The following is a 14,194-nucleotide window of genomic DNA, read 5'->3' as shown; positions in this document are numbered from 1 at the left end:
CAGATGAATACTGTATGAATAAAAGAAGAAATAATAAAAATACAGTGAAGTCCTTTAAGAAAATTAAAAAGGTAATATCTTAAAACTAAATATACTAAACCTCTTTATCTATTTCACATACCCAGGGCTCAATGGACACGTAGAAAGATCAAACAGAACACTACAGGAAGAATTCATCAATAACCACCTTAATCTATTAGCTACATATATTAATGCATTCAATTCAAAACTCATCGATTACCTATTCTGGTATAATACTGAGAGAGTTCATAAAGGCCTTAATAATTTATCACCCATAGATTTTCTTAAAACATTATCCTGAGTCTCAAAGCATGTAACTCAGACAAGGATTTGACATTGAAAAAAGTTTATCTAAAATGTAACAACTAATCAGGAGGCAAAAATGATAACTTCATTAAAAAAGATAAAAGACGGAGTAGTAGAAATTATCAGCGTAGATGAACTTAAAAAACGGCTAGCAAGTGGGAAAAAACTCAGGATAAAGCTTGGAGCAGATCCAACCGCACCAGACCTTCACCTCGGCCACTATATTGTACTGAGAAAACTTAGAAATTTTCAAGAATTAGGACATACAGTCATATTCATTATAGGAGATTTTACAGCATTAATAGGTGACCCTTCCGAGCAATCCAAAACACGCCCCCCGCTTTCCAGGGAACAGATAGAAGAAAATGCAAAAACATATTTTGAACAAGTGTTTAAAATTCTTGATAAGGATAAAACAAAAATCCACTTTAATTCCGAATGGCTATCAAAAATCTCACTTGAACAATTGATTCGTATCGCATCAAAATTCACTATTGCAAGAATTTTGGAAAGAGATGATTTCTTAAAAAGGTATGAATCAGGCACCCCTATTTTCTTTCACGAGTTCTTCTATCCGGTAATGCAAGCATATGATTCTGTTGCCATAAAAGCAGATGTAGAGCTAGGTGGAACTGACCAAAAATTTAATTTGCTGATGGGCCGGAAACTACAAGAATCAATGAATATGGTGCCACAAATCGCAATCACTATGCCAATCTTACGGGGAACAGACGGAATAAAAAAAATGAGTAAAAGTCTCAAAAACTACATAGGGATAACAGAAAATCCTGGTACAATGTTTGGAAAAGTGATGTCCATACCAGACACATTAATATCAGAATATTATTCTCTTATCCTGCAGAAACCAGAAAAGGAAACAAAAGAAATAGACAAAATTATACAAGATGGAAAAGAAAATCCAATGAAGCTAAAAATGCAGCTTGCAAGAGAAATTGTAACTTTATTTCACTCGCAAGAAGATGCAAACATAGCAGAAGAAAATTTTAAAAATATCTTCAGTAAAAAAGAAATGCCCAAGAATATGGAAGAACTCAACATATCAAAATTCATCCGAGATGGCAAAGTAAATATTGTAGCAATGCTTAATGAAAAAGGTATTGTAAAATCAAAATCAGATGCAAAAAGACTTATCAAGCAGGGAGGAATACAGATAAACGGAGAAAAAGTAAAAGACTTTAAAAACACGATACCATTAAAAAAAGGGGACGTACTAAAAATAGGCAAATTAAAATTTTTCAGAATCATAATATAAACAAAAAACTAATTCACTATTTTTACATAATTTTAATTTGCAAAAGAAATGATAAAATAATATCATAAAAGGAGAAATTTATGATTAAAACAGTAAAAGGCTGTAAAGATACATACGGAAAAGATATCAAATTCTTTCAGTATAGCAAAAGAGTTTTATCAGAAACTGCAGAACAATATGGTTATACAGAAATAGTAACGCCTATTATTGAATACACGGAGCTCTTTCAACGTTCAGTTGGGCAAGATACTGATATCGTAGAAAAAGAAATGTATACATTTGAAGATAAAGGCGGAAGAAGCCTTACTTTGAGGCCTGAAATTACTGCATCTATAGCAAGAAGTTACGTTGAACATCACTTCGAAACCATACCTTCTCCACTAAGATTGTATTATATAGGCCCATGCTTTAGATATGAAAAACCACAAAAAGGTAGGTACAGAGAATTCTATCAATTCGGAGTAGAAGCCATTGGCGACATTTCGCCACTACTTGATGCAGAAGTTATCTCACTCGCATTTACCATAGCAAAACGGTTCTCCCTTAAGGAAATAAAGGTTAAATTAAATAGCATAGGCTGCAAAAAATGCAGGCCATTATATAAAGATGCATTAAAAAATGCACTTAAACCACGCTACGATGATCTATGCGACGATTGCAAAAAAAGATTTTACACCAACCCGTTGCGCATTCTAGACTGTAAAAAAGAAAGTAATGCGCTAAAAAAATCGCTTCCTAAAATTGCTGATTATTTATGCGAAGAATGCAAGGAACACCTTGATGCTGTAAAAAAAGATTTAACATTAATGGATATCCCATTTGAACTGGATAACAATCTTGCAAGAGGCCTTGACTACTATACAAAAACGGTATTTGAAGTCGTCTCAACAAATCTTGGCGCACAAAACGCACTGCTCGGAGGCGGCCGATATGACTATCTCATAGAAGAACTGGGTGGACACCATGTACCAGCAGTGGGCTTTGCAATAGGCATTGAACGACTTATAGCAATTTTAGAAGCAGAAGAGAAAACAGTTGAAAAACAACCTACAATATATATAGCATATCAAAAAAATGCTCTAAAAGAAGCAATAGCTATTGCAAGCATATTACGGAATAACGGTTTTATTGTCCTAATGGATACAAAAGGTGGGAACTTCAAAAAACAGCTTGAAAGAAGTGCAAAACAACATTCATTCTACACAATTATACTTGGTGAAGAAGAAAAAGAAAAAAGAGTCCTACAGATTAAAAATATGAAAACAAAAGAACAAAAAGAAATACCATCAGATCAAATTATAACATTCCTTAAAAATTACACAAAAGGAGAAAAAAATGCTTAAAAGAACAATAAACTGCGCAGATATAACAGAAAAAGAAATAGGAAGCAGTGTAACCATTAATGGCTGGATACAAAAAAAAAGAAACCTTGGTGGACTTCTTTTTTTAGATATTAGAGACAGGTCCGGAATTGTTCAAATCGTTCTAAACCCCGATACAGTAATCAAAACACTATTCAAAAAATTCCAAACACTGAAAACAGAATCAGTAATAGGAATTAAGGGTATAGTTAAAAAACGTGAAACAGAAAATCCAAATCTAAAAACAGGAAAAATAGAAATCGAGATAGAAACTGCAGAAATTTTTTCGGAAGCAGAAGACCTTCCTTTTAATCCGTTTGCCGGACAGGATGTTGACGAAATAGTAAGATTAAGATACAGATATCTTGATTTGAGAAAACCTGAAGTAAGAAAAACCTTTGAATTAAGAGCAAAAATAGTTCAAAGCATCAGAAATTATCTAATTCAAAAAGATTTCATAGATGTTGAGACACCAATTCTCACAAAAAGCACACCAGAAGGAGCAAGAGATTTTATCGTACCATCCAGATTGAACAAAGGAAAATTCTATGCACTTCCACAATCTCCTCAGCTCTTCAAGCAAATCCTTATGGTAGGAGGTTTTGAAAAATATTTTCAGATTGCACGATGTTTTAGAGACGAAGATTTAAGACAGGATAGACAGCCGGAATTCACACAAATTGATATTGAAATGTCGTTCGTAAACCAGGAGGACATAATGCTCCTTACCGAAGGTATGTATAAAAAAATGTTTAAAGATGTATTGGATACAGACATTGTCACTCCGTTTCCGCGGATAAAATATGCCGAAGCAATGCTCCGTTACGGTTCTGACAAACCAGATACACGTTTCGGAATGGAGATAAAAGATCTAACAAATTTCTTCAAAGAAAGCAAGTTTAATTTAATTAAAAACAGTATAGAAAAAGGACAAAAAATTCTTGCATTGTTTGTCCCCAGCTGTGCAAAACTTTCAAGAAAAGAAATTGATATCCTAAAAGAAGAAATAAAAGAACAAGGAGTAGCCGGATTCCTGGAGTTTAAAATAAATGACGGAATATCTTCCTCCTATGCAAAATATCTTGACGAAACGGAAAAAGAAATACTTCTTAAAAATGGTAAAAATAATGATATTGCGCTACTCTTTATTGTAAATAAAAAAAATGGATTTGAAATAATAGGAAAAATCAGACTTTTCCTCGCAAGAAAATTTGATCTCATTCCAAAAGAAAAATGGAACTTTATATGGATCACAGATTTTCCATTTTTTTCATTTAACAAAGAAGAAAATCGATATGAAACAGAACATCATCCCTTTACTATGCCAAATCCTGAAGAGTTAGACAAAATAGATGAAGACAAAGACAATCTTCATGCCCTTGCTTACGATTTGGCTTTAAATGGTAATGAAATGGGAAGTGGGAGTATCAGAATTCACAACCCAATTCTTCAAAAACGCGTCTTTAATGCAATAGGGTTGACAGAACAAGAAGCAGAAAATAAATTTGGCTTTCTTCTCAAAGCACTGAAACTGGGAGCCCCTCCACATGGGGGTATTGCTTTTGGCCTTGACAGACTTGTATGGATTATGAGTAATGCAAAAAGTTTAAGAGATGTAATTGCTTTTCCTAAAACAACAGCAGGAATATCTCCTCTGACAGATGCACCCAATAAAGTCAAAAAAGAGCAATTAGATGATCTTGGTATTCAGATTAAAAAAAGATAGAGTAGTTTAACTAAAGTAAAAAAAGAAGCAGGCACAGAATGACCATTTTCTAATCGCTTCGCAAAGAATCACCGTTGTAGCCCCAAAAGACAATTATTTCCGGTTAACCTTGAACTTGCGGTGGGAGTTTTACACATTTTCAAATCTAACAAGTGAAAGCAAAATGTACTTGGTTATTTATAGCTCGCCTGTTGATATCTTTTCTTAAAACCCTCGTAGAATTCAAGAAAATTATCATCCTCGATAGACTTTCTTATATTCAGGATTAATTTTTGAAGAAAAAAAAGATTATGAATTGTAGCTAGTCTTCCTGCAAGAAATTCTCTTGCTTTAAATAGATGATTTAAGTATGCTTTGGTAAATGTCCTGCAAGTATAGCAATCACAATCATCCTCTATTGGAGTGAAATCTTCCCTATAAATTGCTTTTGTTATTTTTATAGGACCGTTCTTTGTAAAAAGAGTGCGATTACGAGCAACACGTGTAGGAAGAACACAATCGAACATGTCCACTCCGAGTTTCACATACTCAAGAATACTAATTGGGTCACCCACACCCATAAGATACCGTGGTTTATCCTCAGGTAAAATCGAAACAGTATAATCAACCATTTCTTTTGTGAGTTCTTTTTCTTCCCCTACACTTAAACCCCCAAGCGTTACTCCAGGGAAACCTAACAACAAAATACCATCCACTGCTTTTTTTCTCAAATCTTCATAAAAACTCCCCTGGATAACGCCAAACATAACTTGATCGTCCCTGGTTTTTGCTTTCAAGCTCCTCTCGGACCAATCAAGCGTAATATCAAGCTCCCTGTCAGCCAGAGCCCGGTTTGAGGGATATGTTCCGCATATATCAAGAGGAATAATAATGTCTGCTCCAATCTTTTCTTCAATATCTATAACTTTCTCTGGAGTGAAATAATGCTTTGAACCATCAATAAATGAACGAAACATTACACCATCCTTTTCAATCTTTCTTATCTCTTTTAGCGATAATACCTGAAATCCACCACTATCCGTAAGAATTGCATGTTTCCAATTCATAAACTTATGCAACCCACCTGCCTTTTTTATTACATCTGCGCTAGGCTGCAAGTAAAGATGATATGTATTACCAAGTATAATTTTAAACCCCATCTCATCAATTTCATCTGAAGTAAGAGTTTTAACAGTTGCTTGCGTTCCAACTGGCATAAAGACGGGAGTCTCAATAATAGAATGCGCCGTCTCAAAATCTGTTATGCGCGCTCTTGTTTCACTGCTTTTTTTAACAATTTTAAACTTAATATCTTCCATTTTTTATCTTCTCCTATATAATAAGCATTGCGTCACCAAAACTATAAAATCTATAACATTCTTTTACGGCAACATTGTATGCATCAAGAATAAAATCCATCCCAGCAAATGCAGCAACAAGCATAAGAAGCGTTGTGCGGGGAAAATGAAAATTCGTTATAATTGCATCGACAACTTTAAAAGGATATCCATGTTTTATAAACAACCGCGTCTTGCCCTTCATTGGTTTTAAAACTCCTTTAAAAGTAGCAGCTGTTTCTAACGATCTTACTGTTGTTGTCCCGCATGCAAACACCATTCCTCCTGTCGACTTTGATTCATTAATAATTTGTGCTGTTTCTTCAGAAATGAAAAATTCTTCACTGTGCATTTTATGTTTTTCAATTTCCTCTTTCACAGGCCTGAATGTACCCAGGCCTACATGCAGAGTGATGTATACTACTTTTACACCTTTTTCTTTTACCTTCTCTAAAAGATTTTCTGTAAAATGCAACCCCGCAGTAGGAGCTGCAACTGCCCCATCTCTTTCTGAAAAAACAGTTTGGTATTCCTCTTCATTTGCAATTTTTCCTTTTATATACGGGGGAAGAGGTATATTGCCTGCAATTTTCAAAATCTCCTCCATTGACAACTCTTGAGCTTCAAACCGCACAACATTTTCTCCGGTTAGTCCTCTCTCTTCTATCTCAACGTATATCCCATTATCTTTATCTACAAGGATTCTATCGCCTTTATGCGTTCGCTTAGCAGGACTGACAAGAGCTTCCCATCGATAATTACCTAAATAATTTAAAAGAAAAACTTCTCTCTTTCCTTTTGTTCCTTCCTTTAATCCTTTCACTCGCGCCCGTATCACCCTTGTATCGTTAAGTACAAGTATGTCCCCTTTGTGAAAATATTGAATAATGTCATAAAATCGACGGTGACAAATACTTTTGTCCTTCCTATTTAGTACCATAAGTTTTGCATAATCTCTTGGATATATAGGGTGCTGTGCAATAAGATTCCCTGGCAAATTATAATTAAAATCTTCTATCTTCATAAAAAATTATTGACCAGCAGAAACAATAAGAAGAATGATTTTTTCTTTTATTATTGGGAAAATCTTTACACCAATTGTATAAAATTTTGATGTTTCTATTTGATAAATAAATTCATTCTCTGTAAGATGCAAATAACCATAGGCAGAAAGAATTACCTGTATAATAATAAATATAATCGCATATGTAAAAACAAATTTCAGCAAAGCACCAAAAAATGAATCAAACCATTTTAAAAAAGGGCTCACTCTAACTATTCTTCTAACAATTACTCCTGCTATCCTAAACAGTATGAATACCCCAAGCAGAATAACAAGAAAAGCAATACCTGTAACAATACTCTGTGAAATCCTGCTTGCTAAAAACTGCTGTACTGTAAATCCGGAAGGAATTGTCCCTTCAAAAAAAAGATTCTGCAAAAAAGAAGGGAAATGTAGTGTTTTAATCGCATTGATAACAGTTGTATTATCTGCAGGCAAATTGCCTACTTCTGGTGGAAGCTTTACAATGTTAAATACTTTATCATAAAAATATGAACCTATATTGAATCGGCTATCCAGGTAAATGCCAAATACAAAAGCATTAGTTTTTGCAATAAACCATCCTGCAACAAGCCCTACAATATCAAAAATAGGAATTACAATACCCTTTCTTATTCCTTGAACAACAGCAATAAGAAGAAGGACAAATATTGCCACATCTACATAATTTATGCCGTTCATAAACTAAATTTTATACATAAAAAAAAGATTTTCAAGGAAATACAAAAAACTGCTCAAACTTTTCCACATTTCCTTTAAATCCCTCAATAGTAAGGTAAACTCCATCTTCACTATCTCTCCGCTCCAATACTCTTGTTTCCTTATAAGCCATCGCAATAATGCTTTGCTCTGTATAAGGAACAAGTATAGTACGCCTTATAAATAACAGCGAAAGTTCTTTTCTAATTCTGTCCTTGAGATTATCTATTCCTTCCCCGTTCAGTGCAGAAATAAAAACAGCTTCTTTAAACAAGTTTTTATATTGCAGAAGTTTCTCATCCGAAATTTTGTCAGTTTTATTAAAAACAAGTATTCGCGGAATATGTGAAGCTTTTAACTCTAGTAAGGTTTCCTCCATAGAATCAATTTTCTCTCTAAAATCTGGTACAGATATATCCACAACATGTAAAATAATCCATGCATCTAAAACCTCTTCGAGAGTAGAATGGAAAGCATATATCAAAGGATGCGGAAAATCCCTTATAAAGCCAATTGTATCCACAAATAATGCTTCTGTGCCATCATTTAAGTTGCCCTTTCTTACAAGAGTATCAATGGTTGAAAAAAGCATATTTTCAACGTATGCGTTAGATGACGTAATTCCATTTAAAAGTGTAGATTTACCGCTGTTTGTGTATCCAACAATTGCAATTATCGGTATGTTGCTTTTCCTTCTCCTCTTCCTTCTTAATTCTCTCTGCTTTCCAATAGTTAATAGCTTCTTTTCTAAAACTTTAATTCGACGCTCAACAAATCTCCGCCTAACCTCTATCTTTTTTTCTCCAGGTCCTTTTAATCCAATCTCTGAACCTACCTGTTGGTCAAGAAATTTCTCGCTGTGCACAATATCGGGAAGACGCATTTTTAATTCAGAAAGTTCTATTTGCAACTTCCCTTCTCTTGTTTTAGCTCTCATGGCAAATATCATAAGAATAAGATGAGCCCTATCAATACAGGGAATGCCAACCTCTGCTGAAATATTCTTAAGTTGAAGGTATGAAAGTGCAGCATTAACGAAAACATATTTAGGCTCAAGCAGTTTCACAATCTGCTTAATCTCATTCAGCTTGCCTTTACCAATAAAAAATGCATAATTTGGTTGTTTTATGATTTGCGTCGTCTCTGCAACAATCTCAAGATTTAATGTTTGAGCAAGCGTTCTAAATTCTTCAAAAGAATCTAAAGAAATTTCCCGTTTACCCGGCTCTACAATCTCAACCAATATAGCTTTATCTTGCTCTTTCAAGCAGTTCTCCGCCTTGGAAACAACACATGCATAATAATCATACTCACAATCGACAAAAGAATAGATCCCCATATAGCTGTCCAAAAAGAAACAAGTGAAAATCCTGGGACAATTGCCACTACAATTTCAAGCATTATAGCGTTGATAATGATAAGGAATAGACCCAGTGTAAGCACGCTTATAGGAAGAGAAATTACAATAAAGAGTGGCTTCAGTGTAGCGTTTACAATGCCAAGCACAATACCCGCCAGCAATATACTTACAAAATTCTCAAATTGCATTCCCGCCACAATTTGGCTTACAATAAAAAATGAAATAGCGTTAATAATCCAAGAAGCTATAATTCTTCTTTTCATGCTTACGCCTCCTTTAACATAGATTTCTTGTGCACTTTTTGAAAATATGCTTTTGCAAAGCGATGAGATTCATCTCTGACACGCTGCAAAAGCATAAGCTCCTCTGAATCCCTTGAAAGTTTTATGGGTTCATTCCTTTCTTCTACAAAAATTAGCTCTTCTTTTTTTGCAAGGGATGCAACAAATACTTTTAGTTCCATCAACTTTTTAATTTTCATTGCCGCGCTTAATTGCCCTTTCCCACCATCAATCAGAATGATATCAGGATCTCTCTTAAAAGAAGCTGAATCGTTTTTGAACCTTCTGAACAATACTTCTTTTAGCATAGCATAATCATCTGGCCCTTCTACATATTTAATTCGAAATTTTCTGTATTCATTTTTGTCTGGCTTCCCTTCTGTAAAAACGACCATTGAACCTACAGCATCTTTTCCCGAAATATTAGAAATGTCGTACCCTTCAATACGCACAGGAAGCTCTTTGAGATGAAAAACATTTCTCAACCCGTTGAGTGCTTTTTTATTTTTTGATCCCTTACGCTTCTCTGTATAATTCCTTAGATGCGTAGATGCATTTTCCTGCGCTACAGATAAAATATCTTTCTGAAGTTTTCCGCGTGGAGTAGCAAACTGAATTTTAAATCCTTTTGTTTCTTTCACAAATTCCTTTACTAATTCTTTATCGGGAAGAACTGATTCCACATAAATTTTACTGCTATTAAGATGAAATGGATGCATAAGAAAAAATTCCTGCATAATCTCTCCCTTTTCTTTCTGTAGGGGAACACTCAGTATAAAAGGATAAGAATAAATAATTCTCCCGTTCCTCACACTTACTTCAGTAATGCAACCTAATTTCCCCTCTGTTACCAGGGCAAATAAATCGAAAGACACATTTTTTTCACTAACCACTCTTTGTTTCTCCAAAATCGATAAAATCCCTTCCAATTCATCCCTGAATATAGCTGCCTTTTCAAAATCAAGATCGTTTTTTGCTTTTTCCATCTCTTTTTTAAATGTTTCAACGATTTTATTTCCTTCTCCTCTTAAAAAAAACTTTAGCGATTCGACAATTTTATTATATTCTTTTGCAGTAATCTTGTGTGCACATGGCGCAGAGCAAAGCCCCATATGGTATAAAAGGCACGGCTCTATTTTTTTACCATCCGGTATCTTTATGTTGCATGTCCTTACGGGAAATACTTTTCTAAGTGCCCTTATGCTAAGTTGTATTGCCTTCCCATGAGGAAATGGTCCAAAATATTCACCCTTTTTACCTCTCCTTCTGTACACTTTCAAAAATCTGGGGTATTTTTCATCTGTTATCTTTATATATGGATAGTTTACATCATCCACAAGCACTATATTAAACCATGGTTTATATTTTTTGATAAGATTACTCTCTAGAAGAAGCGCTTCGGATTCAGAATTTACTACAATAAAATCAACAGTCTTTATTTTCTTAACCAAGACAGTCGTTTTAGGATCAGAGGGACGTAAATATGATTGAACTCTTTTTTTAAGAATGTTTGCTTTACCTACATAAAGTATCTCCCCTTTAATACCCTTCATAATATATACTCCGGGACAAGAGGGGAGATACTTTATTTCCTCTGGAAATAAGAGGCTATTTTGCATAATCTATATAACGAGTTTCTCTTACAACTGTTACTTTTATAATGCCGGGGTAAACAACTTCCCTCTCTATCTGTTTTGCCACATCGTGGGAAATTGTTAATGCTTTTTCTTCATCTATATCTTCAGGGTTTACCATTATTCTAAGTTCCCTTCCAGCCTGTACAACATAAGCCTTTTTTACTCCCTGAACTGACATTGCAATCTTTTCAATGTCTTCAAGTCTTTTTATATACAATTCTAGATTTTCTCGCCTTGCTCCTGGCCTTGATGCAGAAACCGTATCAGCTATTTGTATCATCACGTCCAAAATAGTTTCAGGTTTTACCTCGTTATGATGGGCAGATACAGCATGGACTACAGCAGGATCTTCATTATAACGCCTGAGTAAATCCGCACCAATCAGCGCATGAGGACCTTCGATTTCACTTGCCATTACCTTTCCGATATCGTGCAATAAACCAGCTCTTCTTGCAAGTGCAGAATTTTCGCCAAGCTCAGAAGCTAAAATCCCTGCAATAGTTGCAACTTCAATAGAATGTCTCATAAGATTTTGTCCATAGCTTGTTCTAAATTTCATTTTTCCTATAAGCTTTTTTAACTCAATAGGAATATTATGAACAGAAAGTGATACTAAAACATCTTCTGCCTCTTTCAATAGATCCTGTTCCACGTCTTTTTCAGCTTCTTGAACAAATTCTTCTATTCTTGCAGGATGTATCCTTCCATCTAGAATTAGATGCTCTAATGCTCTTTTTGCCGCTTCCCTTCTAATAGGATCAAAACAAGAAAGTGTTACAGCCTCTGGAGTATCATCAACAAGTATATCTACGCCTGTCAACGTTTCAAAAGTACGTATATTCCTTCCTTCTCTTCCAATAATTCTTCCCTTTAATTCATCGGATGGCAAAGGAACAATGGAAACTGTTGTTTCTGACACATAATCTGCAGCACATTTTTCCATCGCACCTGATAGGATTTCTTTCGACTTTCTCTCAACAGCCTCTCGTAAATCTTCTTCTTTTTCGTTTCTTTTCTTGGCATATTCATGTTCCAGAGCCTTGTCCATTCTATCTAAAATAATCTGCTTTGCTTCCTCTGTTGAAAGCCCTGCAACACGGGAAAGTTCCTGATCTATTTTTTGAGCACTCCCTTTTAATTCCTGCTCTAGCTGACCAAGTTCTTTTTCTTTATATGAAAGTTCTTTTTCTTTTTTCTCCAGAGTTAAAAATTTTCTATCTGCAGTTTCTTCTTTTCGGATAAGTCGATCTTCAATTTCTTGAAGTTCTTTTTGCTTTAAACGAAATTTATTTTCAAGTTCTTCTTGTTTTCTTTCAATCTCTTCCTTTAATTGTATTCTCTGCTCTCTTTTCCCTGCCTGAATTTCTCGCTCTGCTTCCTCTTTCTTTTTCTTTGCATACTCATCAAGAGAGCCAATCTTCGTTCTATATATATATGATCCAAACACATATCCTAGAACCACACCTAAAACAAGCATCACTATACTAATTGTAAGATAAACAGTATATGGTACTTCTCCTCTTAACAAAATCCTCACCTCCTATTCTTTTTCCAAAAGGGCAAGGACTTTCCGAACAATATATGAACGATAACCTCTGCTTAAGAGATATTTCCCTAGTTTCTCACGTGGCCTTTTAAATGCAATAGATAGAGCATTTTCTTCCTCTTTAGCTTCAGTATATATCTCGTTTAAAAGATTTTCATAGACTTCTTTTTTCAAACCACGTCTACGGAGCTCATGCTCCACTTTAAAATATCCATATTTCTTAATACTCCCATATCTTCTTATTATCTTTTCCACATATTGCTTATCGGAAAGCAGTCCTTTCTCCTTTAATTTTGTGATAGTGTTATCAATAAAACAAACATCAAATTTACCTACTAATTTCTTTCTTAATTCATATTCAGAATAATCTTTAAATGAAAGTAAATATAACGAATAGTTGAATGCCGATTGCTCATCATTGTGCATTCGTTTTATTCTTAGGGAAGAATTTGTTCATCACTTCTTTCTCTATTTTACCAAATAGTTCCGGATGCATTTTTACAAATTGAAGTGAATTATCTCTTCCCTGCCCTAGTTTTACCTCTCCATAGGAATAAAAAGAGCCAGCCTTTGTAATAATATCAGCATTTACTCCTATATCAAATAAATCTCCTTCTCTGCTTACGCCTTTGCCAAAAATTAAATCGACAAGAGCCTCCTTGTAGGGTGGAGCTACTTTGTTTTTCACCACTTTAATCTTCAATCTATTTCCATATGTCTCGCCTTTATATTTTAATCTCTCCACTCTCCTCACGTCCAGCCTCACGGATGAATAAAATTTCAAAGCCCTGCCACCCGGAGTCACCTCAGGATTACCAAAAAAAACCCCGATCTTTTCTCTTAACTGATTAACAAATAGTACACTGGTTTTTGATTTGCTAATTGAACCAGTGAGTTTTCTTAAAGCTTGAGACATCAAACGGGCCTGAAGACCCATATAAGAATCCCCCATATCCCCTTCAAGCTCTACTTTTGGTACAAGTGCCGCAACAGAATCCAGTACACAAATATCCACTGCGGCCGACCTTACAAACATATCAATAATGTCAAGTGCTTGCTCTGCATAATCGGGCTGAGAAACAATCAAGTTATCCACATCAATTCCCAGATTTGCAGCATATTCAGACGAAAAAGCATGTTCCGCATCCACAAAAAGTGCTTTCCCACCCAATCTCTGTGCAGATGCAATTGCTTCAAGTGCAAGCGTTGTTTTGCCTGTTCCCTCCGGTCCAAAAATTTCAACAACTCTCCCTCTTGGGAAGCCTCCAACACCAAGTGCAATATCAAGTGAGTAAATTCCAGTAGGAATTGCATCCATGTTAAAATTAACTCGTTTGTCACCCAAACGCATCACAGCACCTCTGCCAAATTGCTTTTCGGCTTGTGCCATAACAAGTTTTAAGGCATTTTCTTTGTTGGTCTGCTCTTTTTTGAATTTATCCTTACTTCCTGCCATATCGTTACCTCTCTTTTCTAATAAATTTGTTTCTTTATTATAGTTTATTTTTTAACGGAAACCAAATTTATATATTGATGTATAAATCGGCCCAAACTTTGTAAGCTCACTTTTAATAATTTCAATGCCGGTAGCATGCCCCATTACAA

The 14,194-nt window shown here is 34.9% G+C and carries 12 protein-coding genes; 3 read left to right on the top strand and 9 right to left on the bottom strand.

Annotation, left to right across the window (positions count from 1 at the left end; all coding sequences use genetic code 11):
* Window positions 1–403 precede the first annotated feature (403 nt).
* The 3 genes from tyrS to aspS all read left to right on the top strand — a co-directional run bounded on the left by tyrS (window position 404) and on the right by aspS (window position 4,687).
* Window positions 404–1,600 carry a tyrosine--tRNA ligase gene (gene tyrS, locus U9Q18_01240; GenBank protein ID MEA3312985.1) on the top strand — a complete coding sequence of 399 codons (1,197 nt, stop codon included), beginning with the start codon at window positions 404–406 and terminating at the stop codon, window positions 1,598–1,600.
* An 80-nt stretch (window positions 1,601–1,680) separates the two neighbouring features.
* A complete protein-coding gene (gene hisS, locus U9Q18_01235) occupies window positions 1,681–2,943 on the top strand; it encodes a histidine--tRNA ligase (GenBank protein ID MEA3312984.1) in 1,263 nt (420 codons plus the stop codon).
* A complete protein-coding gene (gene aspS / locus U9Q18_01230; protein MEA3312983.1) occupies window positions 2,936–4,687 on the top strand; it encodes an aspartate--tRNA ligase in 1,752 nt (583 codons plus the stop codon). Before hisS ends, aspS begins: the two co-directional genes overlap by 8 nt.
* A 173-nt stretch (window positions 4,688–4,860) precedes the next feature.
* On the opposite strand, the gene tgt is transcribed toward aspS, so the two are convergent.
* Genes tgt through recA form a run of 9 tightly spaced genes read right to left on the bottom strand, consistent with a single transcriptional unit; the run spans window position 4,861 to window position 14,045 of the window.
* Window positions 4,861–5,985 carry a tRNA guanosine(34) transglycosylase Tgt gene (gene tgt / locus U9Q18_01225; protein ID MEA3312982.1) on the bottom strand — a complete coding sequence of 375 codons (1,125 nt, stop codon included), beginning with the start codon at window positions 5,983–5,985 and terminating at the stop codon, window positions 4,861–4,863.
* Between the two features lie 13 nt (window positions 5,986–5,998).
* Entirely contained in the window at window positions 5,999–7,027 is a 1,029-nt protein-coding gene (queA, locus tag U9Q18_01220) for a tRNA preQ1(34) S-adenosylmethionine ribosyltransferase-isomerase QueA (GenBank protein MEA3312981.1), read from the bottom strand.
* Window positions 7,028–7,033: 6 nt separating this feature from the next.
* Complete coding sequence (locus tag U9Q18_01215) at window positions 7,034–7,747, bottom strand: CvpA family protein (protein MEA3312980.1); 714 nt, start codon at window positions 7,745–7,747, stop codon at window positions 7,034–7,036.
* Between the two features lie 31 nt (window positions 7,748–7,778).
* Entirely contained in the window at window positions 7,779–9,032 is a 1,254-nt protein-coding gene (gene hflX, locus U9Q18_01210; GenBank protein ID MEA3312979.1) for a GTPase HflX, read from the bottom strand.
* Window positions 9,029–9,388 (bottom strand): phage holin family protein, encoded by a 360-nt coding sequence (locus U9Q18_01205; GenBank protein MEA3312978.1) that lies wholly within the window; start codon window positions 9,386–9,388, stop codon window positions 9,029–9,031. The genes hflX and U9Q18_01205 overlap by 4 nt, the downstream gene beginning before the upstream one ends.
* A gap of 2 nt (window positions 9,389–9,390) precedes the next feature.
* Window positions 9,391–11,025, bottom strand: a complete 1,635-nt coding sequence (gene uvrC / locus U9Q18_01200) for an excinuclease ABC subunit UvrC (protein MEA3312977.1) — start codon at window positions 11,023–11,025, stop codon at window positions 9,391–9,393.
* Window positions 11,015–12,571, bottom strand: coding sequence for a ribonuclease Y (gene rny / locus U9Q18_01195; GenBank protein ID MEA3312976.1), 1,557 nt, complete (start codon window positions 12,569–12,571; stop codon window positions 11,015–11,017). The genes uvrC and rny overlap by 11 nt, the downstream gene beginning before the upstream one ends.
* 12 nt (window positions 12,572–12,583) lie before the next feature.
* Window positions 12,584–13,015 (bottom strand): regulatory protein RecX, encoded by a 432-nt coding sequence (locus tag U9Q18_01190; protein MEA3312975.1) that lies wholly within the window; start codon window positions 13,013–13,015, stop codon window positions 12,584–12,586.
* Window positions 13,005–14,045, bottom strand: a complete 1,041-nt coding sequence (recA, locus tag U9Q18_01185; GenBank protein ID MEA3312974.1) for a recombinase RecA — start codon at window positions 14,043–14,045, stop codon at window positions 13,005–13,007. Before recA ends, U9Q18_01190 begins: the two co-directional genes overlap by 11 nt.
* Between the last annotated feature and the right edge of the window lie 149 nt (window positions 14,046–14,194).

The organism is Caldisericota bacterium (assembly GCA_034717215.1).
Classification (GTDB): Bacteria; Caldisericota; Caldisericia; order Caldisericales; family Caldisericaceae; genus UBA646.
This window is presented reverse-complemented; position numbering and strand designations above follow the sequence as displayed.

Coding starts and splice junctions, on each gene's coding strand:
- uvrC (MEA3312977.1), bottom strand. CDS start 11,025: ATGCAAAATAGCCTCTTATTTCCAGAGGAAATAAAGTATCTCCCCTCT.
- tgt (MEA3312982.1), bottom strand. CDS start 5,985: ATGGAAGATATTAAGTTTAAAATTGTTAAAAAAAGCAGTGAAACAAGA.
- U9Q18_01215 (MEA3312980.1), bottom strand. CDS start 7,747: ATGAACGGCATAAATTATGTAGATGTGGCAATATTTGTCCTTCTTCTT.
- U9Q18_01205 (MEA3312978.1), bottom strand. CDS start 9,388: ATGAAAAGAAGAATTATAGCTTCTTGGATTATTAACGCTATTTCATTT.
- hisS (MEA3312984.1), top strand. CDS start 1,681: ATGATTAAAACAGTAAAAGGCTGTAAAGATACATACGGAAAAGATATC.
- recA (MEA3312974.1), bottom strand. CDS start 14,045: ATGGCAGGAAGTAAGGATAAATTCAAAAAAGAGCAGACCAACAAAGAA.
- U9Q18_01190 (MEA3312975.1), bottom strand. CDS start 13,015: ATGCACAATGATGAGCAATCGGCATTCAACTATTCGTTATATTTACTT.
- queA (MEA3312981.1), bottom strand. CDS start 7,027: ATGAAGATAGAAGATTTTAATTATAATTTGCCAGGGAATCTTATTGCA.
- tyrS (MEA3312985.1), top strand. CDS start 404: ATGATAACTTCATTAAAAAAGATAAAAGACGGAGTAGTAGAAATTATC.
- aspS (MEA3312983.1), top strand. CDS start 2,936: ATGCTTAAAAGAACAATAAACTGCGCAGATATAACAGAAAAAGAAATA.